At 50.7% G+C, this 21,093-nt stretch carries 14 protein-coding genes; 12 read left to right on the top strand and 2 right to left on the bottom strand.

The window, feature by feature from the left end; genetic code table 11:
* Positions 1-8 precede the first annotated feature (8 nt).
* The 7 genes from M4J38_RS12125 to M4J38_RS12095 are packed head-to-tail and all read left to right on the top strand — an operon-like array spanning position 9 to position 10,677.
* A complete protein-coding gene (locus tag M4J38_RS12125; protein WP_251759868.1) occupies positions 9-1,268 on the top strand; it encodes a DUF4959 domain-containing protein in 1,260 nt (419 codons plus the stop codon).
* 34 nt (positions 1,269-1,302) lie between these two features.
* Positions 1,303-2,538 carry a DUF4998 domain-containing protein gene (locus tag M4J38_RS12120; protein ID WP_251759867.1) on the top strand — a complete coding sequence of 412 codons (1,236 nt, stop codon included), beginning with the start codon at positions 1,303-1,305 and terminating at the stop codon, positions 2,536-2,538.
* Positions 2,539-2,590: 52 nt separating this feature from the next.
* Positions 2,591-5,020 carry a glycoside hydrolase N-terminal domain-containing protein gene (locus M4J38_RS12115; protein ID WP_251759866.1) on the top strand — a complete coding sequence of 810 codons (2,430 nt, stop codon included), beginning with the start codon at positions 2,591-2,593 and terminating at the stop codon, positions 5,018-5,020.
* Positions 5,017-6,969, top strand: a complete 1,953-nt coding sequence (locus M4J38_RS12110) for a sialate O-acetylesterase (RefSeq protein ID WP_251759865.1) — start codon at positions 5,017-5,019, stop codon at positions 6,967-6,969. Before M4J38_RS12115 ends, M4J38_RS12110 begins: the two co-directional genes overlap by 4 nt.
* 29 nt (positions 6,970-6,998) lie before the next feature.
* Positions 6,999-8,225 carry an enolase C-terminal domain-like protein gene (locus M4J38_RS12105; RefSeq protein WP_251759864.1) on the top strand — a complete coding sequence of 409 codons (1,227 nt, stop codon included), beginning with the start codon at positions 6,999-7,001 and terminating at the stop codon, positions 8,223-8,225.
* Between the two features lie 27 nt (positions 8,226-8,252).
* Positions 8,253-9,905, top strand: a complete 1,653-nt coding sequence (locus M4J38_RS12100; protein WP_251759863.1) for a sodium:solute symporter — start codon at positions 8,253-8,255, stop codon at positions 9,903-9,905.
* 13 nt (positions 9,906-9,918) lie between these two features.
* Positions 9,919-10,677 carry an SDR family NAD(P)-dependent oxidoreductase gene (locus M4J38_RS12095; protein ID WP_251759862.1) on the top strand — a complete coding sequence of 253 codons (759 nt, stop codon included), beginning with the start codon at positions 9,919-9,921 and terminating at the stop codon, positions 10,675-10,677.
* Positions 10,678-10,687: 10 nt separating this feature from the next.
* Here the strand turns inward: M4J38_RS12095 and M4J38_RS12090 are convergent, their stop codons facing one another.
* A complete protein-coding gene (locus M4J38_RS12090; protein ID WP_251759861.1) occupies positions 10,688-11,161 on the bottom strand; it encodes a hypothetical protein in 474 nt (157 codons plus the stop codon).
* Between the two features lie 468 nt (positions 11,162-11,629).
* On the opposite strand from M4J38_RS12090, the gene M4J38_RS12085 reads away from it, so the two are divergent.
* From M4J38_RS12085 to M4J38_RS12065, 5 genes are all read left to right on the top strand, one after another.
* Positions 11,630-13,570, top strand: a complete 1,941-nt coding sequence (locus M4J38_RS12085; RefSeq protein ID WP_251759860.1) for an alpha/beta hydrolase-fold protein — start codon at positions 11,630-11,632, stop codon at positions 13,568-13,570.
* A 15-nt stretch (positions 13,571-13,585) separates the two neighbouring features.
* Entirely contained in the window at positions 13,586-14,461 is an 876-nt protein-coding gene (locus tag M4J38_RS12080) for a sialate O-acetylesterase (protein ID WP_251759859.1), read from the top strand.
* A 35-nt stretch (positions 14,462-14,496) separates the two neighbouring features.
* Positions 14,497-15,759, top strand: a complete 1,263-nt coding sequence (locus tag M4J38_RS12075; protein ID WP_251759858.1) for a glycosyl hydrolase family 8 — start codon at positions 14,497-14,499, stop codon at positions 15,757-15,759.
* Positions 15,760-15,823: 64 nt separating this feature from the next.
* Positions 15,824-18,292, top strand: a complete 2,469-nt coding sequence (locus M4J38_RS12070) for a glycoside hydrolase N-terminal domain-containing protein (protein WP_251759857.1) — start codon at positions 15,824-15,826, stop codon at positions 18,290-18,292.
* A 43-nt stretch (positions 18,293-18,335) separates the two neighbouring features.
* The gene (locus M4J38_RS12065; RefSeq protein WP_251759856.1) at positions 18,336-19,907 is read left to right on the top strand and encodes a glycoside hydrolase 43 family protein; all 1,572 of its coding nucleotides are present in this window, start codon (positions 18,336-18,338) and stop codon (positions 19,905-19,907) included.
* Positions 19,908-19,967: 60 nt separating this feature from the next.
* On the opposite strand, the gene M4J38_RS12060 is transcribed toward M4J38_RS12065, so the two are convergent.
* Positions 19,968-20,906: a ThuA domain-containing protein gene (locus M4J38_RS12060; RefSeq protein WP_251759855.1), complete on the bottom strand. Its 939-nt coding sequence runs from the start codon at positions 20,904-20,906 to the stop codon at positions 19,968-19,970.
* Positions 20,907-21,093 lie beyond the last annotated feature (187 nt).

The raw sequence follows: 21,093 nt of genomic DNA, 5'->3' as shown, positions 1-21,093 counted from the left end.
CTTGTTATATGAGACATTCTTATAAAAATTGTATCACCTTACTCGTACTAACGGCGGGCATGGTATTGCAGTTGGCTTGCAGTAAGTCTGATCAGTACAACGGCGTTATCTCCAACGACCCCACCAAACCCGGTCCCGTTACCAACGTGAAGGTGGACAATTTCAATGGCGGCGCGCACATCACCTACAGCTTGCCCGATTCAAAAAACATTCTTTATGTGCAGGCGGAGTATAAGATCAACGGCAGTACTTCGCGGCAGTCTAAATCTTCTTACTATTCCGATACCGTTACGGTGAGCGGTTTTGAAGAAAGCAAAGATTACGACGTTACCTTGTACACGGTAAGCCGTTCTGATGTGAAGTCGGATTCGGTGGTGGTGAAGGTGCGGCCCCAGACACCGCCATACCTGTTGGTGGTACCCACGATTGAAATATCCAGCGATTTCGGTGGCGTGCGGATAAAAGCTAGGAATACCGTGCGGGCTGAAATAGGGCTGATCACCATCACCATGAATGCCGTGACCCGCAAAAGAGAGATCATTTCCCAGCATTACACCAACCTCGATTCCATCTCCTTCGCTTTGAGAGGATATGATACGATTCCGCGCGAGTTTGGAGTGTATGTAACCGATAAATGGGGCAATATTTCCGATACGGTGCTGAACACCATCACCCCGATTTATGAAACACAAATGAGTAAGTCCCGTTTCCAGCCCTATGTGTTGCCCAAAGATGCTAAAACAGGCTTTGGCTGGGTGTTACAGAACATCTGGGATGGTAATACAGGTTCCCCGGGATACCATACGGAACAACCCATTCAGCCCCTGGTATGGCCCGCGGTGATCACTTTCGATATGGGACAGGCTGCGAAACTGAGCCGGTACACCATCTGGAACCGCGGCATCGATGGCAGTGGTAACTGGTTGTGGCAAGCAGGCGCGCCACAGGAATGGGTGTTATGGGGTAGGGCAGATGCTCCTGTTGACGAAACCATGCCCGACGAAACCAACCGTCCGCCGGTTGGGGGCACCACCGCGAACGGCTGGATCAACCTCGGCGTGTTCACTGCGCTGGAGAAACCCTCTAAGTTGCCCAACCCTTTGTACACGAACGCCGACCTCGCTTTCTGGAACGCAGGCTTCAGCTATAACTTCTCGCTCGCGCTGCCAAAAGTAAGGTACATCCGGTTTGAATGCCTCTCGAACATGGCGCTCACCAATACTTTCTTTAACGTGGCGGAACTCACGTTCTGGGGCGACGATCGATAGTGTTCTCTTGTTCACGGGTCCATGATCAAATTTTATGAAACGAAAAATTAACGGGATGAAAAATATTCCTTCTTTCAAAATACTCACGCTGGGCTGCATGCTGGTAGCGCTGTCCTGCTCCAGGAAAGCAACGGATTTTAAAGACTTTCTCGATGATAAGGAACTGGTGTTCCCCGGGAAAGTCACCAATGTAACCGTGCTTCCGGGAAAACAAAGGCTGATGCTGAAGTGGCCTCCAAGTCCTGATCCGTCCATTACAAAATACCTGGTGTACTGGAACAATAAAATGGATTCGCTGGTGGTGAACGCCACCTCACACGATCCAAAGGATACTGTTGCGGTATTGATCAATAACCTGGATGAATACAATTACTCCTTCCAACTCTTCGCTTACGATGCCGAAGGCAACAGGTCGGTGGTTACCGAACTCAACAATGCCCAGAGTTATGGCGCCACTTACCAGAATGGCCTGTACAACCGGCTTCCACGGGAAAATACTCCTTATGTGGTGAACAACGACGGTTCCGCCACACTGTATTTTGTTGCACCGGATACCATCAACATCACCACGCGCATTCAATATACCAATGCGGCCGGACAGGCGGCCGTGGCTTTTATTGGGCCGGATGAAACATCGGTTACCCTGCCCAGTTATAAACAGGGCGAACCCATTACTTTTCAATCTTCTTTCGTGCCGGTACGCAATGCGTTGGATACTTTCCTGACCAATTTCGTGGATACGTTCCCCGATGTTTTCCGCCTGGTACAATGCAACAAAGGTTTGTTCCGCGAGTATGGCATGTGGGGCGATATGTCGGCATGGGAAGGGAATACCAGTACATGGCGGCTTTGGGATGGCTCCAATGGTCCGCAGGGATGGCCCGATGTGTTCCACAGTGGCGGCGGTGCGGTACCGGGTACTTTCAGTTTCGATATGGGAGCCGTTTACAATAATCTGTATGAGTTTGAAGAAACCGGAAGAAACTGCTGCCATAACCCGACTGAATTTGAAGTGTGGGGAATTGCCGATATTACCAACGCGGTTCCGCCGTTGAACCCAACCGATGCCAACTGGAAAACAGAGATGCAGAACAAAGGCTGGACGCTGATCGCGAACGTGGTGCGCGGCGACGATGGTGTTGCGGCGCGGAAATTCAGGTTCATCGAAAATGTCCCTCCCGTCCGTTATATGCGCGTACGTGTATTGAAGAACGCCAATGGTGAATCTTATGTGAACCTGAGCGAGCTTACTTTCTGGAACAAAGAATAAGCGGGACCTTTCCGCATGGATTGAATAGAACATCCGATTAAAACCCTTGCTGATGTATTGTAAGAAGAATAGTTTTTTATTACTGCTGTTTGTTGTTTTTGCATGGCCCGTTTTTGCGCAGAAAACGGAGGAAACGCCAATGCCATTGCGGATCTGGTTCGATAAGCCTGCCACACAATGGGAGGCCACGCTGCCCCTGGGCAATGGCCGTCTGGGTATGATGCCCGATGGTGGCGTACTGAAGGAAAATATCGTATTGAATGATATTACGCTCTGGTCCGGCGCACCGCAGGATGCCAACAATTACGAGGCGTATAAAAAACTGCCTGAAATACAAAAGTTACTCCTGGAAGGAAAGAACGATCAGGCGCAGGCGCTGATAGATAAGGATTTCGTATGCACTGGAAAAGGGTCGGGAGCAGAACCCTTCGGCTGTTTCCAGACATTGGGTAACCTGACTTTCAATTTTCAATACAAAGGACTGAAAGCAGATGAAGTGACTTTCAGCGATTATGCAAGAACCTTATCACTGAACAACGCGGTCGCTGTTGCCTCATACAAAGTAGGGAAGGTTGCTTACCACCGCGAGTACTTTACCAGCTTCGGGAACGACGTGGGTATTACACGGCTTACAGCCGATAAGCCCGGAAGTATTTCGATGACCGTGGCGCTCTCAAGAGAAGAGAAGGGAAATGTTACGGTGAGCAATAACACCATTGAAATGGAGGGACAGTTGGAGAACGGCACCAACGGCAAAGGCATGCGTTACATCGCTAAAGTAAGGCTCAGGGTTAAAGGAGGAACTGTTGCTACCTCCGGGAAAGAACTGGTGGTGAAAGATGCTTCGGAAGTAACGGTGTTCTTCTCCGCGAAAACCGATTTCCGTGATCCCGACTACCTGGCCCATGCGGAGCAGGCATTACAGGGGGCCATGAAAACGCCTTACGAAAAAGAAAAGAAAAAACATACCACTGCATACCAGCGTTTCTTCAACAGGATGAGCCTTTCACTCGGTGCGGGCAATACCGAACACCTGCCCACCGATAAAAGACTGGAGCTGTTTTACAACGCGACCCCCCCCGACAACCAGCTCCCGGTATTGTTCTACCAGTTCAGCAGGTACCTCAGCATCAGCAGTACACGCGTTGGATTGCTGCCGCCGAACTTACAGGGACTGTGGGCCCACCAGATCCGGACCCCTTGGAACGGCGACTACCACCTGGACGTGAATGTGCAGATGAACCACTGGGGCGTGGAAGCCGGCAACCTCTCTGAACTGAACCTGCCGCTGGCTGATCTCGTAAAGAACCTTGTGCCACATGGTGAACGTACAGCAAAAGCGTATTACAATGCTGAAGGATGGGTGGCCCACGTGATCACCAACCCCTGGATGTTTACCGAACCTGGCGAAAGCGCTTCCTGGGGCGTCACCAAATCCGGGTCGGGATGGTTGTGCAACAACCTTTGGGACCATTATATTTTTTCTAACGACCAGCAATACCTTAAAGATATTTATCCTGTATTAAAAGGTTCCGCGCAATTCTACGCTAGTATTTTAATCAAGGATCCGAAAACAGGCTGGCTCGTTACTTCACCTTCTTCTTCCCCTGAAAACTCGTTCTACATGCCCGATGGCAGCGGGAAACACGCGAGTATATGTATGGGTGCCACGATTGATAACCAGATCATCCGCGAACTGTTCACCAATGTGATCACCGCTTCGGAAACATTGAATACAGATGCCGATTTCAGAAACCAACTGAAGGAAACATTGCGCCAGATTCCGCCTCCCGGCGTGGTGGCCCCCGATGGCCGTTTGATGGAATGGCTGGAAGACTATAAAGAAACCGATCCGGAACACCGGCATATTTCGCACCTCTATGGATTGTATCCCGCAAACCTGATTACGCCTTCACAAACACCTGAGCTGGCGGAAGCCTGTAAGAAGTCGCTCAACGTGAGAGGTGATGATGGTCCGAGCTGGGCCATCGCCTACAAACAATTGTTCTGGGCGCGGCTGCACGACGGGAACCGCGCTTACAAGCTGTTCCGCGAAATCATGAAGCCCACGCTTCAAACGCACATCAACTACGGTGCCGGCGGCGGCGTGTATCCCAACCTGCTTTCCGCGGGGCCCCCGTTCCAGATCGATGGTAATTTCGGGGCAGGAGCAGGCATCGCTGAAATGTTGTTGCAGAGCCATGAAGGATTTATTCATTTCCTGCCGGCTATCCCCGATGTATGGAAGGCCAAAGGAAAAGTAACCGGCATGAAAGCAAGGGGAAACCTTACCGTGGATTTTGAATGGGAGAATGGTGTGGTGACCAATTTTGAGATTAGCAGTTCCGGTAAAATTCTTCCTGATGTTGAAACCTATGGTTCGGGAATCAGGGTGAATGCAAGCGGTAAACCTTCAGTCAAAGTAAAAGTAAACGGCCAGATGCAAGACGTGCTGGTGGAACTTTATAAAAAACGCAGATGAGTTGTAGAATGATGCGGCATTTGGTGGTTACAGTCATGCTTTCTGTTTTCGGAACAGCAGGTGTTGCGCAACCAACCCTCCCAAAAATATTCGGCGACAGCATGGTCTTGCAGCGTGATCTTCCCGTAAAAATATGGGGATGGGCTGCGCCTGGAGAAGCCATTACCATTTGTTTTCACCAGCAAACAGCGGAAACGAAAACAGGTACGGATGGTAAATGGTACCTTCAGTTGAAACCCGAAAAAGCAGGTGGTCCTTATGATATGGAAATACAGGGAACTACCACGCGGGTGCTGAAAGGTATTCTTATGGGCGATGTATGGGTGTGCTCCGGTCAGTCCAATATGGAGTTTCCGGTAAAAGGATGGTCGGAGGTACTTAATGCGGAAGAAGAAATCCGCAACGCGGACTATCCCAACATACGATTATTCACGGTTGAAAAGAACATCGCCGCACTGCCGGCAGACGATCTGAAGGGCGGCCATTGGCAAAGTTGTAACCCCGGAGCGATCAGCCCGTTTTCCGCGGTCGGTTATTTTTTCGGAAGGGCCATTCACCAGAGAACAGGCGTACCCATCGGGCTGATCAATACTACCTGGGGCGGCACCAATATTGAAACCTGGACCAGCAGGGAAGGTTTTGAAGGATCGGCGGATTTCAGCCAATGGATCGCTTCGTTTCCCAAAATTACGTTGGATTCGATGTATGCCTTGCGGCGGAAAGAAGCGGAAGAATACATCGGCGGTTTACAACGCATCATCGGCGATACGGCAGGTTCGGCAAGCTGGAAAGAAATAGATTACGACCATCATGGCTGGCTAAAAATGGTATTGCCGGGACTTTGGGATAACCAAGATTGGGGGGCGCGTTTCGATGGCGTGGTATGGTACCGGAAAGAACTGTGGCTGGAAGATGAACCCGGTAAAGAAAGTATGCTGCACCTCGGCATGATCGATGACAGCGATGAAACCTACCTCAATGGGGTGAAACTTGGAAGCACAGCAGGTTATAATGTGCACCGCGTGTACCGTATTCCGGATGGAATTTTACGGAAAGGGAAAAATACCATCGCCGTAAAAGTGGATGACTCCGGCGCAGGCGGCGGTATTTATGGCGACTCCGCGCAGCTATTCCTTTCAACAGGTAATAAGCGTATATCCCTTTCCGGTAGTTGGGCCTATCACCTCTACGAAGCGCGGGTATCTACCAATAACATCGGTGCGAATGAATACCCTTCTCTCCTGTACAATGCCATGATACACCCGTTGGTACCTTTCGGTATAAAAGGAGCCATCTGGTACCAGGGCGAGGCCAATGTGCAGAACGCAAAAGCATATGCAAAACAATTCCCACTCATGATCTCCGATTGGAGAAGGCATTGGCAACAGGGTAATTTCCCTTTTTACTTCGTGCAGCTCACCAGCTTTAACGAGGCTGGTGGCAACAGCAACAAAGGAAGCAAATGGGCTGAATTACGCGAAGCGCAACAAATGGCCACCAAATTGCCGCATACGGGGATGGCCGTTACCATCGACATCGGCGACGCCAACGATATTCATCCCCGCAACAAACAGGGAGTAGGTGCGCGCCTCGCAGCGCTTGCCCTGCAAAAAACGTATGGAATAGATACAGTTGCTTCCGGTCCTGTGTTTCAGGGGATGAAAATAAATGGCAACACAATCACAGTTCGGTTTGCGCAAACAGGTCCGGGCCTGGCACTTAAACCTGGTGATACTGACTTAAATGGATTTGAAGTTGCCGCTTCGGATGGTGTTTTCTATCCCGCGACAGCGGTGATTCAAAACAATAAAGTGATGGTTGCCGCGGACCAGGTGAAAAAGCCGGTGGCGGTGCGTTATGCCTGGGCCGATGACGCAGGAGCGGCGAATCTTTTCAATAAAGCAGGGTTGCCGGCAGCACCCTTCCGGACAGACGCACAGCAGCCCTAACAGAAACATTATCCCCTAATAATTTTTTTATGATTCATAAAGTTCAGGTATCCGACAGGCGCTTCCCACTCGGGAAGGGAGCCGGAAGCGATGCCATACACCGCGATCCCGTTTATTCCTACGCTGTTACTACTTTGGTGGATTCCAGCGGCCATGAAGGAACAGGGTTGGCTTTTACATTGGGCGAAGGGAATGAACTGGTTTGCGCAGCGGCGGCTTTTTATGCGGAACAGCTCAAAGGGAAGGATATTGAAGAAGTGATGGCGGACTTCGGCCAATTGTTTTATCAACTAAGCAACGAGCAGCAGTTCCGTTGGCTCGGTCCGCACAAGGGCGTGGTACACCTGGCGCTCGCTTCGGTTACCAATGCCTGTTACGACCTGTGGGCAAAAAAGAAAGGCGTGCCCTTGTGGAAGCTGCTTATCGATCTTTCCCCTGAACAAATACTCGCCACACTTGATCTTTCTTACCTCGAAGATGAACTGACCCGCGAAGAAGCATTGACATTGCTGCAAGAAAACAATGCGGGAACGGAACAACGGAAAACTATTCTGTCGGCAGGTTACCCGGGATACGATACTTCCATCGGTTGGTTCAATTACACGGATGAACAGGTAAGGGAGAATGTGAAGAAAGCCGTGGGCGAAGGGTTTACGGCCATGAAACTGAAAGTTGGGTCACCGGACGCGCAACGGGATATCCGCAGGGCCAACCTGGTGCGGGAAGCAGCGGGTGATGCCGCAACCATTATGCTGGATGCCAACCAGCAATGGAACCTGCCCCGGGCCATTTCCATTTGCGGAGCCCTTAAAGCAATGAATCCATACTGGATCGAGGAACCCACCCATCCCGATGATGTGCTGGCGCACAAAACCCTTGCTGATGCCATCGCGCCGGTGAAACTGGCGCTGGGCGAGCATGTGCCGAACCGGATACTATTTAAAAATTACCTGCAAACCGGTGCGGCGGGTTTTATACAGGCGGATGCGGTACGGCTGGGCGGCGTGAGTGAGTTTATCACGGTAAGCCTCTTGTGCAGAAAGTATGGCATTCCCGTGGTGCCGCATGTAGGGGATATGGGACAACTGCACCAGCACCTGGTATTGTTCAACCACATCAGCCTGGGACATGAGGCGCTTTTCCTTGAACACATTCCGCACCTCCGAACGCATTTTGTGCATCCGGTACAGGTTTCCGGAGGGGTGTACAAGGTGCCGCAGGAAGCCGGAAGCAGTTGCGAGCTGAAACCAGTATAGCCTATTTATTCGTTTATTCATTGCCGTATGATACAAGCGCCCGATCTTATCATCAGTATAGTATATGTGCTCCTGATTGTGGGCATTGGCATCTACACGGGCTACAGGGCCCGTCGTGCACCGGAGGGGAAAACCGCGGGGGCTTATTTCCTTGCAGGAAGATCACTCCGCTGGCCCGCGATCGGCCTGGCGCTTTTCGCGACCAATATTTCCACCGTGCACCTGGTGAGTCTGGCTCAGAGTGGATTCGACAGCGGCTTATTGTACGGGAACTTCGAGTGGATGTCGGCCTTCACCCTTATTTTGCTCGCGCTGTTCTTCGCGCCTTTCTACATTAAATCAGGCGTGGCCACTTTACCCGATTTTCTTGAGAAAAGATATGACCGATCCAGCAGGAACTGGCTCGTGATCGTTTCTATTGTGTCTGCCATCGTGATCCATATTGCCTTTTCTATGCTGGCAGGGGGCATCGTGCTGGAAACGCTTTTCGGTATTGATCTGTACCTGAGCGTGATTGTGATATCGGTAATCACCACAATTTATACGGTGCTGGGCGGATTGAAAGCCGTGGTGGTAACGGAGTCTATTCAAACGGTAGTGCTCATCACTGGTGCGGTGGTGATTTCGGCGGCTGCCTTTTTCAAAATGGGCGGATGGGAACCGATGGTAAAAGTACTGCAGGAGCAGGGAGAGATGAGCCGCCTTTCGATGATGCGCCCTTCGGGCGATGAAAGCGGTATGAGCTGGTACGCCGTATTCCTGGGGTATCCCGTACTGGGCATCTGGTATTGGTGCGCCGACCAGACCATCGTACAACGGGTACTCGGTGCGAAGGATGAGAACCATGCGCGGGTGGGACCTCTATTTTGTGGATTCATAAAAATACTTCCGGTATTCATCTTCGTGTTGCCCGGGTTGTTCGCGTTCACCCTGGCGCAATCGGGGTTGCTGGATGTGTCTGCACTAAGATCAATGGACGCGGCAGGCAACGAAACGGTGAACAGCAAAGGCATTTATACACTAATGATCACACAATTGCTGCCCACGGGACTAGTGGGTGTATTGGTGGCGGCATTGTTGTCGGGCTTGATGAGCCAGGTTTCTGGAGCGTTGAATTCCATCTCAACGATGGTGAGCTATGATATTTACCGACAGCGGTATCCGAAAGCCAGTGATGCCAGGCTGGTAAAGGTGGGGAAAATAAGTGCGGGTGTGGCCCTGGTGTTGTCGCTGGCGCTGTTGCCCCTGTTGAACCGGTATGAAAGTATTTTCAGCGGATTAAACGACATCATCGCACATATCGCACCGCCGATAACGGCCGTTTTCCTGATGGGGATATTCTGGCGAAAGGCATCTGCGAAGTCGGCGAAGCTCACGCTATGGTTGGGTTCTGCTTTGGGTGCGGTCGTATTCGCCTTAAACAAAATTCATCCCGGGAATCCGATGGGAAACATTCACTTCATGATGCTGGCCTTTTATCTTTTTTGTGTGTGTCTCCTGATGCAGGTGGTATTCTCTTTAGTATTTCCTGTTCAGCATACACCGGTGAGTGAAGGTTTGTACTGGCGCTCGTTTCGTGAGCCCTTAAAAGCAGGGGGCTGGAAGGGGATCGGCAACTATAAGGTGTTGTCGGCCATCCTTTTTGTTGTGATGCTCACGCTTTTTTATTTATTCAGGTAATAAAACCAATGATATGCTGAAAGGAAAAACCGTTTTTCTTACCGGGGGAACTGCCGGGATAGGCTGGGAGTGCGCGAAACAATATGCGCAGGCGGGAGCAGCAGTGGCGATTGTTTCAAACGATGCGGCTGGACTTAAGGAGGCGATGAACTTTTTAGGTACACAACACGCAGGGTTTTTGGGTGATGTGTCCCGGGCTGCAGATGTGGCCAATGCGGTGAAAGCTACGATTGAAAGGTTCGGTAACATAGATGTGGTCCACAATAACGCAGGCATTGCCGGGCCTTCCGTACCCTTGCATGAAACTTCGGAAGAAGAATGGACGCAATTATTTGAGGTGAACCTGAAAAGCATCTTCCACACCACGCGTTACGCCCTTGAAGCGTTAAAGCGGTCGAAGGGCTGCATCATCAATACCAGCAGTTTAACCGGGGAAATCGGGCAGGAACGGCATGCGGCCTATACTGCCACCAAAGGCGCCATGAATGCGCTTACCAAATCGATGGCATTGGACTATGCGCCGTTTGGTATCCGGGTGAACGCCGTTGCGCCCGCCGGCGTATGGACGCCTATGCTGCGTTCCTGGAGCGCGCAGCAGCCGGATCCCGCCAACATAGAAAATTACCTGGATGCAATACACGCGCTGGGGTATTGTCCGGAAGGTGACGTGGTGGCGGATGCCTGTGTATTCCTGGCCTCGGAAAAAGCGAGGTTCATCACCGGCACGATATTGCCCGTAAGCGGCGGGGCGGAACTGGGGTATAAAAGATAAGCCCGGTAACTTACGACGCTTTTCCCTCTTTCAACGGCGTGCCCGAACAGGAAAGTGTTTCCTCTTCTTCCAAAGGCTCCAGTTCCGGGAAACTGTTCGCGAAGAAATGTTCGATAACAGATAATTTCCATTTGAGTAACCTGTTCTCCTGGAAAAGTGCCTCGGGATCGTGGTGTTGAAGTTGTTTCAACTTTCCCCCGGGAATAGTGTCCTTGCTAAGTGTTTCTTTGATGTGCTTCATGACGCCACTCACCCTGTTGCGCAATTTTACTTTCTCGCTGTAATGTTTTTGTACCAGGAGATGGTAGGCTTCTTTCTGCGCGAGCAGGTCGGCTGCTTTTTTCTCAAGCTGGAGCAGCTTTTCATCGTGACTGCGCTGGTTGGATCCGCGTTGAACATCGGGTTGGGATGTGGCAGGCTTAAGCGGGTTATCGGCCAGGATCCGTTTACGTTTTTGTACGGCTGGAACCGGAGATGCATTCATAATAAGGTTTTTCTATACGTTAGAGGTTTAAAAATACATCTTTTAGGTATAAAAAAATATTTTGCCGCCCCGCTTCTTTGCCGCCTCATTTTTACAAATGAACCATGCTTTTTTATGTGGAAGAAATACGGCCATTTCCCGGCTAGCATTAAACACGATTGACTAGCACGAATCACTAAAATCCCCCGGTTTTTAAACATTTTTACTCCTTTTCTGGCGATTGTGTAGGGTGGTTCCCTGAACAGAAAGCTATTTTTGGGGAGTATGGGTAGATTTTACCCTGCATCCAAAAACAACGCTTGCAATATGTTTACTGCCGCCCTTCGGTTTCCTGACCGATGTATATTCTTCCCAGCAATTGCCTTTTCAGCGAAAGTTATTCCATCTGACTATTCAGGTGCGGCCTGTTTCCGCATCCTGTTCTGACCCTTGTCATATATTTAAGTAATCAACCAGCAATTTTACCCGATGTTCAAACTTCTGCAAACAAGGAAATTTGTCCGCAAGATGTCCGCCCTGTTCGTGGCGTTTTTCTCCTGCGGCGTATTACTGGCCCAGCCCTCCGTAATGGAAGCGCCCGCCGGCTTCGATGTTGCCCGCACGGATATTCCGCATGGCCGCATTGATTCCATCACTTATCCCTCTAAAACGGTTGGTGTTTCCCGGAAAGCGCTGGTGTACACGCCTCCCGGATTCTCTAAAAAGACCGCTTACCCTGTGCTCTACCTCTTACACGGTATTGGCGGCGATGAAAAAGAATGGCTGAATGGCGGCAAACCGCAGCATATACTCGATAACTTATATGCAGAAGGCAAACTGGCGCCCATGATCGTGGTACTGCCCAACGGCAGGGCCATGAAAGATGACCGCGCAACAGGTAATATTATGGCCTCCGATAAAGTGCAGGCTTTCGCCACCTTCGAACAGGACCTGCTCAACGACCTGATCCCCTTTATGGAGAAAAAATACAAAGTGCTTTCCGACCGGGAACACCGGGCCATTGCCGGGCTTTCCATGGGCGGAGGACAATCGCTGAATTTCGGTCTGGGTAACCTCGATAAGTTTGCCTGGGTGGGCGGTTTCTCTTCCGCACCCAATACAAAGGAGCCTCAGCAACTGGTGCCTGATCCCAAAGCTGCCAAAGAGAAACTCAAACTCCTTTGGATATCCTGCGGCGACAACGATGGTCTGCTTCGTTACAGCAAAAGAACGCACGAATACCTCGACGAAAACGGGGTGCCCCATATTTATTACCTCGAACCTGGTGGCCACGATTTTAAGGTGTGGAAAAACGGGCTGTTCATGTTCTCCCAGTTCCTCTTCAAACCGGTTAATCCCGCTACGTTTAAAAAGTTCTCCGTATTGGGTACTTCCGCCGAAACCAATACCCGTTCCGCCAAATACCCGCAGGTAATGCCCGACAGCCGGGTGGTGTTTAAACTAAAAGCGCCCGATGCGCAACGGGTGCAGGTGGACCTCGGTAAAAAATACGATATGCAGAAGGGCGCCGATGGCGTTTGGTCCGTTACCACCGACTCCATCGGAGAAGGCTTCCACTACTATTCCGTGCTGATCGACGGCGTTGCTGTGGCGGATCCCGCCAGTGAAACTTTTTATGGCATGGGTCGCATGGCCAGCGGCATAGAAATTCCTTTTGCGGGCGGCGGTTACTACGCGGCGAAAAATGTTCCCCACGGCGATATCCGTCAGAAAAGGTATTTCTCCCAGATGGGCGGATGGAAACGCTGCTTCGTGTACACACCACCGGGATATGATGCGAATACAAGTCAGCGGTACCCTGTACTTTACCTGTTACACGGTGGCGGTGAAGACGAAAGGGGCTGGGGCCAGCAGGGAAAAACCGACCTCATCCTCGATAACCTGATCGCCGAAGGAAAAGCCGTTCCCATGGTGATTGTGATGATGGACGGCAATACCGGCGGAGCCGGATTCGGGGAGAATGCGCTCCGTTCCTTTGAAATGGAACTGAAACAAGCCGTGATCCCTTTTATTGAACAAAATTTCCGGGTAGCCACGGAACCCTCAAAACGGGCGCTGGCGGGCTTGTCGATGGGCGGCATCCAAACCCTGCACGCGGGCATCAGGAACTCCAATATGTTCTCCTACCTCGGGGTTTTCAGTTCCGGCTGGTTCGCCAACCAACCCGCTATCTCTGATCCGCAGTACGATTTCATTCAGAAAAACCTCGCTTCCATCAATAAAAATGTGAAACAAATCTGGGTATCCATGGGAGGAAAAGAAGACATCGCTTTTGAAAACTGCAGGATCATGCGCCAGAAATTTGATGCGATGGGACTAAAATATACTTACCACGAATATCCTGGCGGACATACATGGCCCGTTTGGCGCAACAACCTCCACCAGTTCGCTCAGGTACTCTTTAAATAATTCAATACAGAAAGGATGAAACGATTCAAAAAAGCCATTGCTGTTGTCGTAATGTTCCTGATGGGAAGCGCCGCGGCCTTCGCGCAAGACCCCAATTTCCATATCTATCTGTGTTTCGGTCAATCCAACATGGAGGGGCACGCTAAAATACAGGAAGAAGACAAACAACAGGTGAGCGAGCGCTTCCGAGTGCTGGCCGCGGTGGATTGCCCTGAAACCGGACGCAAAAAAGGAGAATGGTATACCGCTGTGCCCCCGCTCTCAAGGTGCAATACAGGCCTTACACCCGCCGATTATTTTGGGAGAACCATGGTGGCGAACCTGCCCGAAAAAGTAAAAGTCGGGGTGATTAATGTGGCCGTCGGTGGTTGCCGGATTGAACTCTTCGATAAGGAAAATCATAAGGAATACGTGGCCACCGCACCTTCCTGGATGATCAATATGTTGAAATCGTACGACGATAATCCGTACCAAAGGCTGGTGGATATGGCGAAGATCGCGCAGAAGGATGGCGTCATCAAAGGCATATTACTGCACCAGGGAGAATCGAATACAGGAGATACTTCCTGGCCCCGGAAGGTAAAAGGGGTGTACGATAACCTGTTGAAAGACCTGGGGCTTGCCCCCAATTCAATCCCATTGCTTTCCGGCGAAATGGTGAATACCGATCAGAACGGCGCCTGCGCCAGCATGAACGCCATTATCGCTACACTCCCGCAATCCATTCCCAACGCGCACATCATTCCTTCCACCGGTTGTGAAGGTGTTGCCGACAGGCTGCATTTCAGCGCCGCCGGTTACCGTGAACTGGGCAGGCGTTACGCGGCGAAGATGCTGGCTTTGCAAGGTGTAACCGTAAAAGAATCTACTACGGCTGTTGGTACGCGTTAGCCGAATTATATAGTCATTCGTGAAAGTGTTGTCATATGAAACCCATGATCCGTTCGCTGTTCATCGCCTGCATGCTGCCCTTGTGCGGCATGGCGCAAAATAATAGCTCAAAAGGGAAGGCAGCTACGCAAAAGGTGTTTAAAAATGCCTCGTACAGGAACCTTTTTAAAGAGGCGGGCTATAAGCAGGCCGATATTGATAAGAAGGTAGAAAAAGCCTATAAGGACCTGTTCGAAGGGCCGGACCGCATTTATTTTGAAGTGGGCGATTCCATGGCGTATGTGTCGGACATCAAGAACAAAGATGCGCGTACGGAAGGACTTTCCTACGGGATGATGGTGGCGGTACAACTGGATAAAAAAGAAGTATTCGATAAAATATGGCGCTGGTCGAAGAAATACCTTCAGCACCAGGATGGTCCCCGGAAAGGGTATTTCGCGTGGAGTTTCAATCCCGCCACGATGAAAAAGAATTCCGAAGGCTCCGCCTCCGATGGAGAGTTGTATTATATTACCAGTCTGTTGTTCGCCGCGAATAAATGGGGCAACAATACCGGGATACATTACTACAATGAGGCCAGGTTTATCCTCGATGAAATGTGGAAGAAGAATGGCACAGGAAACATCTACAACCTCATCAATACGGAACACAAACAGATCACTTTTGTACCCGAAGGCAACAATTACAACTGGACCGATCCTTCCTACCACCTGCCGGCTTTCTACGAAGTATGGGCGGTGTACGCCAAAGACGGGCACGAACAATTCTACCGCGATTGTGCGGACACCTCCAGGGCCTTTCTGAAAAGAACAACACATCCCGTAACAGCGCTGAATCCCGACTATGCGGAATTCAGCGGCGCGCCACATTCCACCCGCTGGATGCCCGCGGCCTTCCGCTACGATTCCTGGCGCGTACCCATGAACATCGCGATGGATTATACCTGGTTCGGCAAAGACAAAGCCTGGCAGGAAGGTTACGCCAAAAGATTTCAGCAGTTCCTCCGCTCCAAAGGAATAGACAGTTTCGAGGACCAGTTTGAACTGGATGGCTCCAGGCCGGAATTTGTTTTGCAGGCCGGCACCGTAAAAAAACTAAGGCATTCTATAGGATTGATCGCTACCGCGGCATCCGCTTCATTGGTGAACAGGGAAAAACAAAGTCTGGACTTCGTACACAAGTTGTGGAACGCAAAACTGGAACCTTATGAAGATGGCTATTTCGACCCCTATTATGATGGGCTGCTTTACCTGTTCTGCCTGATGCACCTGAGTGGAAAATACCAGATCATTCAGTGAATCTCAGTTGATTTGGGCTGATATAAGTTAACTTGTTCCTGATTTTATTTTAAAACAGACGAAGATGCGATTGCGCCTGAATATTTATTGTGTTTTACTGGGACTGGTTGGAATTACAGGAGTTCCGAAGGCGCAAACGAACGCCTGGAAACTCTGGTACAAACAGCCTTCCGGTAAAGTGTGGGAGAATGCCCTGCCGATTGGAAATGGAAGGCAGGGCGCCATGGTGTACGGAAATGTGCCGCAGGAAATTATTCAGTTAAACGAACATACGGTATGGAGCGGAAGTCCTTACCGGAACGATAGCCCCGGAACATTGGATTCTCTCGCCGCAATACGGCAACTGATCTTCGATCGTAAATACAAAGACGCTGAAAGGATGGCCAACAGGGTGATGTTCGGAAAAGCCTCCTCCGGCCAGATGTTTCAGCCCGTAGGTAACCTGCTGCTTACTTTCGATGGCCACGAAAAGTACACGGGTTACCACCGTGAACTGGATATTGAAACCGCGGTAAGCAAGACCTCTTATACGGTGAATGGCATCACTTACACGCGTGAAGCGATTGCTTCTTTTACAGATAGAGTGGTAGCGGTAAGACTTACCGCGAGCAAGCCCGGCAGCATTTCTTTTGTAGCGGCTTATTCCACCCCGCATCGCCGTGCAACAATAAAGGCAGCAGGAAACGAACTTGTGATAGATGGCCTTACAAGTGACCACGAGGGGGTAGAAGGTAAAATACGTTTTAAAGGCATCGCACGTTTGCGCAATGAAGGTGGTACCGTAATTCCCGATGACAGCACCATTGCAGTAAAGGACGCCAACGCGGTTACGATCTATATCTCGATCGCGACTAATTTCAACAATTACAAAGACATCAGCGGGAATGAACAGGAGCGGGCGAAAACTTACCTGAACAAGGCTGCGGCAAAATCTTACGCCGCCCTTTTTAAGATGCATGTGCCAGCCTACCAGAAATATTTCAACCGGGTAAAACTGGATCTGGGTACTTCTGGTGCGGAATCGCTTCCTACAGACGAACGCCTTTCTAATTTCAGGAACACCTTCGATCCCCAGTTCATCGCGTTGTACTACCAGTTCGGGCGCTATCTGCTGATCTCTTCTTCCCAACCCGGAGGACAGGCAGCCAACCTGCAGGGCATCTGGAACCACAACCTCCGGCCCGCGTGGGACAGCAAATACACCATTAACATTAATGCGGAAATGAACTACTGGCCCGCGGAAAGAACCAACCTCGCCGAATTGCACGAACCCTTCCTTACGATGGTAAAGGAAATGGCGGAAACCGGTGCCACTACAGCAAAAAGCATGTACGGCGCGAGAGGATGGGTGGCCCACCATAATACAGACATCTGGCGGGCCACAGGCCCCGTGGATGGAGCCTTCTGGGGTATATGGAACGCGGGTGGCGGCTGGACGAGCCAGCACCTCTGGGAACATTTCTTATATAACGGCGATAAAAAATACCTGGAAAGCGTTTACCCGGTACTGAAAGGCGCGGCAACTTTTTATGTCGATTTCCTGGTGGAACATCCTACGTACAAATGGCTGGTTGTAAACCCCGGAACTTCTCCGGAGAATGCGCCCCGTGCGCACGAAGGCGCTTCTATTGACGCAGGCGCCACCATGGACAACCAGATCGTTTTCGACGCCTTCACCACCGCCATCCGCGCGGCGCGTGTGTTGGGTAAGGACGCTGCTTTTGTGGACACGCTCATCCGTATGCGCAAACGCCTGCCGCCCATGCACATCGGGCAGCACGGGCAGTTACAGGAATGGCTGGATGATGTGGACAGTCCGGATGATAAGCACCGCCATATCTCGCATTTGTATGGACTTTTTCCTTCCAACCAAATCTCTCCATACCGCACACCGGAGTTGTTCAGCGCTTCCAACACCACGCTGATTCACCGCGGAGACGTATCCACCGGATGGAGCATGGGCTGGAAAGTAAACTGGTGGGCCAAGATGCAGAACGGGAATCATGCCTATAAACTGATTCAAAACCAGCTTACCCCACTGGGCGTAAACCCCGGCGGTGGCGGAACTTACAACAACCTGTTCGATGCGCATCCGCCGTTCCAGATTGATGGTAATTTCGGTTGCACGGCCGGCATCACAGAGATGCTGATGCAAACTTCAGATGGCGCCATTCATATCCTGCCGGCGCTGCCCGATCAGTGGAAGTCGGGGAGTATTACCGGACTGCGTGCATGGGGCGGTTTTGAAGTAGTGAAGATCGAATGGAAGGAAGGAAAGCTCACAAAACTTTCAGTGAAATCGAACCTGGGTGGAAACCTAAGGCTTCGCGTGCACCATGCGCTGGCGCTTAGCAACGGCGCACCATTAAAGGCGGCTTCCGGCGTTAACCCGAATGTCTTCTTTGAAACTGCGCCTGTTCCTGATCCTGTAATTTCGCCCAAAGCATCCGTGTCCGCTCCGCAAATTAAACCGTCTATGTTATATGATGTGCCCACGGTAAAAGGCCAGGTGCTTACTTTCGTAGCACTTTAACCAGGATTCAACGGCCGGCCCGGGCAATAAAACAATAAAGAACATGAAGCAAAGTATCATTCGTTTTACGGCTTTACTCACCTTACTGGCCGCCTTCAAATTACAGGCGCAGCCAAAAGCCACCAACCCGGTCATATTCGCGGATGTGCCCGATATGTCCATGATAAGAGTGGGGAATAATTATTATATGAGCAGCACCACGATGCACATGAATCCAGGTGTTCCCATTATGAAGTCCACGGATCTTGTAAACTGGAAACTGATCGGCTACGCCTACGATACGCTGGCTGATATGGATGAACTCAACCTCGCCAACAACAAGAGTACTTACGGAAGAGGTTCCTGGGCCAGCTCCATCCGTTTTCATAAAGGAACCTACTATATTTCCACGTTCGCCCAAACAACCGGGAAAACCTACATCTTCAGTACAAAAAACATAGAAAAAGGACCGTGGAAAAGGATTTCATTCTCTCCCAGCATGCACGACCACAGTTTGTTTTTTGATGATGATGGACGTGTTTATATGTTAGGGGGTGCCGGTAAACTCAGTCTAGTGGAGTTAAAAGATGACCTCACCGGTGTAAAACCCGGAACGGAAAAAGTGGTGATCGAAAACGCCACAGCACCGAGTATGCCGGAAGGCAGGCGTGGCGGACTTCCGGCGGAAGGGTCCCAACTCTTCAAAGTGAACGGAAAATATTACCTGTTCAACATCTCCTGGCCTCCGGGCGGCATGCGTACCGTACTGATTCACCGCGCTGATAATATACACGGTCCATACGAAGGGAGAGTCGCGTTGCAAGACCTGGGCGTTGCCCAGGGCGGTTTGATAGACATGCCCGATGGTACCTGGTATTCCTACCTTTTCCGCGATTACGGCGCCGTGGGCCGCATTCCTTACCTGGTGCCCGTGAAATGGGTAGATGGCTGGCCCGTACTGGGTGTAAATGGAAAAGTGCCCGAACAACTGGAGCTGCCGGCCATGAAAGGACTCATCCCCGGTATCGTGCATTCCGACGCGTTCACCCGTAAAAAGGGCGATGCCGCTTTACCCCTGGTATGGCAATGGAACCATAACCCGGACAACAGCCTGTGGTCGGTAAAAGCAAGACCAGGTTACCTGCGCCTGACCACCGGAAGGGTAGACACCAGCTTCCTGCAGGCCAGGAACTCTTTAACACAGCGCACCATTGGCCCGGTTTGTTCCGGCAGCACGGCCATTGACGTGTCTAAAATGAAAGACGGAGACTTCGCGGGACTTGGGCTGCTGCAAAAAAACTTCGGACAGGTTGGCGTAAAGATGGAAGGCAACCAGAAATATATTGTAATGGTGAATGCCGGCGGAACAGGAATACCCGTTGAACAGGAACGTATCCCGCTTGAGCAGCATACAGTGTATTTCAAAGCGGATTGCGATTTCACGGACAGAAAGGATGTCGCCAGTTTCTACTACAGCCTGGATGGTAAAAAATGGACTGCTATCGGGCAACCGTTAAAAATGGCGTACACCATTCCCCAGTTTATCGGGTACAGGTTCACGTTGTTCAACTATGCCACGAAAACCCCCGGCGGATCAGTGGACTTCGATTATTTTAACATTACAGATAAGTTATAGATAAAATATAAATAATTATCGCAGGGGAAATGGCGTATCGATGGCGGTACGCCATTTTCATTACAAATCACCTTCCTTATAATCCGCTTCGTTTCTGAGGCTGGTGCTGCTTTTGGTGGGAAAGTTTTTGGGAACGGGGTAAGTAACTTTCCCGGTGGCGAGCCATTCCGTTGCCCGGATTACAGTGGTCTGGAAGCCGATACACCTGTACGATACAGGGAACTTTTCCCCGGCCCACAAATGCCCCATGCTGGAATTGTATACCCTTCCTTTTCCATATTGAACCACCCATTCCAGCGGCCATTTTCGTTGTGTGGCTGAACTGTCGAAGGCATACGACAGCACGGTCAGGTTTTCCGCGCTGCCTCTTGGAAAATGGTATACTTCGGTATTGGCCGTTTTCCATGTTTGGGGGAAACCCTTGTTGATGGGGTGGGGGGTAAGTATTTGAACGAGGGCGTCGAACCTGTCGCCGTGGCCGGTTCCCTGTCCTTCACCCGGTGGAATACGCTGCACTTTTTGAGCGGAGTCGATCTCCAGCGCATACCCATAGGACCTGGGTCGCCATCCCATACCGATCATTTTATTATAAGCTTCCCAATGGGCGAACGCGTTGTTGGCCGAATGCAACACATAGAGCCCGCCCCCGTTTCTAATATATTCTTCCAGTTTTACCTCCGCGGCCCTGGGCCAGCGGAGTTTTCCATTGTGGATATTATTGGTATTCTGGATCACGACGGCATATCGGGAGAAGTCGGGTGCCCAGGAATAGGCCGTGGTGTCCGTTGGTGCGGTGGAGACAGCTACCTCGAAACGTCCTGTTTCTTCCAGCATCCATTTGATCAGTCGGGTGGTTTGTTGCCAGTCGTGGTTGCTGTAGCCGTCAACAATAAGTACCTCGATGGGTTTGTTTTTTCGCTGGGCCGCGCCTTCAGGTTGTAAGCAAGTCAGCAACAGGAAGCAAAAGAAAAGTCGGAAAAAGCAAGCGTGACTGGTCATTAATTTATATTGAAATTTTCTTTATGTATGCAAGCAGTCCAAGACAATTTCATAAAAAAAACGGTAACCCGGAATGAGTGGCTGATAAAAAAATGCCGCTGAACAATAAAATGTAATCGAATACATCTTCTTGTTGCTTTCCCGGATGCGCCACTTTGTAAGTTAAAATCTGTTCCTGGGTCACCAA

It is taken from the genome of Parasegetibacter sp. NRK P23, from assembly GCF_023721715.1.
Lineage (GTDB): Bacteria > Bacteroidota > Bacteroidia > Chitinophagales > Chitinophagaceae > Parasegetibacter.
This window is presented reverse-complemented; position numbering and strand designations above follow the sequence as displayed.

Coding starts and splice junctions, on each gene's coding strand:
- M4J38_RS12075 (WP_251759858.1), top strand. CDS start 14,497: ATGAAACCCATGATCCGTTCGCTGTTCATCGCCTGCATGCTGCCCTTG.
- M4J38_RS12095 (WP_251759862.1), top strand. CDS start 9,919: ATGCTGAAAGGAAAAACCGTTTTTCTTACCGGGGGAACTGCCGGGATA.
- M4J38_RS12115 (WP_251759866.1), top strand. CDS start 2,591: ATGTATTGTAAGAAGAATAGTTTTTTATTACTGCTGTTTGTTGTTTTT.
- M4J38_RS12125 (WP_251759868.1), top strand. CDS start 9: ATGAGACATTCTTATAAAAATTGTATCACCTTACTCGTACTAACGGCG.
- M4J38_RS12120 (WP_251759867.1), top strand. CDS start 1,303: ATGAAACGAAAAATTAACGGGATGAAAAATATTCCTTCTTTCAAAATA.
- M4J38_RS12110 (WP_251759865.1), top strand. CDS start 5,017: ATGAGTTGTAGAATGATGCGGCATTTGGTGGTTACAGTCATGCTTTCT.
- M4J38_RS12090 (WP_251759861.1), bottom strand. CDS start 11,161: ATGAATGCATCTCCGGTTCCAGCCGTACAAAAACGTAAACGGATCCTG.
- M4J38_RS12100 (WP_251759863.1), top strand. CDS start 8,253: ATGATACAAGCGCCCGATCTTATCATCAGTATAGTATATGTGCTCCTG.
- M4J38_RS12105 (WP_251759864.1), top strand. CDS start 6,999: ATGATTCATAAAGTTCAGGTATCCGACAGGCGCTTCCCACTCGGGAAG.
- M4J38_RS12070 (WP_251759857.1), top strand. CDS start 15,824: ATGCGATTGCGCCTGAATATTTATTGTGTTTTACTGGGACTGGTTGGA.
- M4J38_RS12080 (WP_251759859.1), top strand. CDS start 13,586: ATGAAACGATTCAAAAAAGCCATTGCTGTTGTCGTAATGTTCCTGATG.
- M4J38_RS12085 (WP_251759860.1), top strand. CDS start 11,630: ATGTTCAAACTTCTGCAAACAAGGAAATTTGTCCGCAAGATGTCCGCC.
- M4J38_RS12060 (WP_251759855.1), bottom strand. CDS start 20,906: ATGACCAGTCACGCTTGCTTTTTCCGACTTTTCTTTTGCTTCCTGTTG.
- M4J38_RS12065 (WP_251759856.1), top strand. CDS start 18,336: ATGAAGCAAAGTATCATTCGTTTTACGGCTTTACTCACCTTACTGGCC.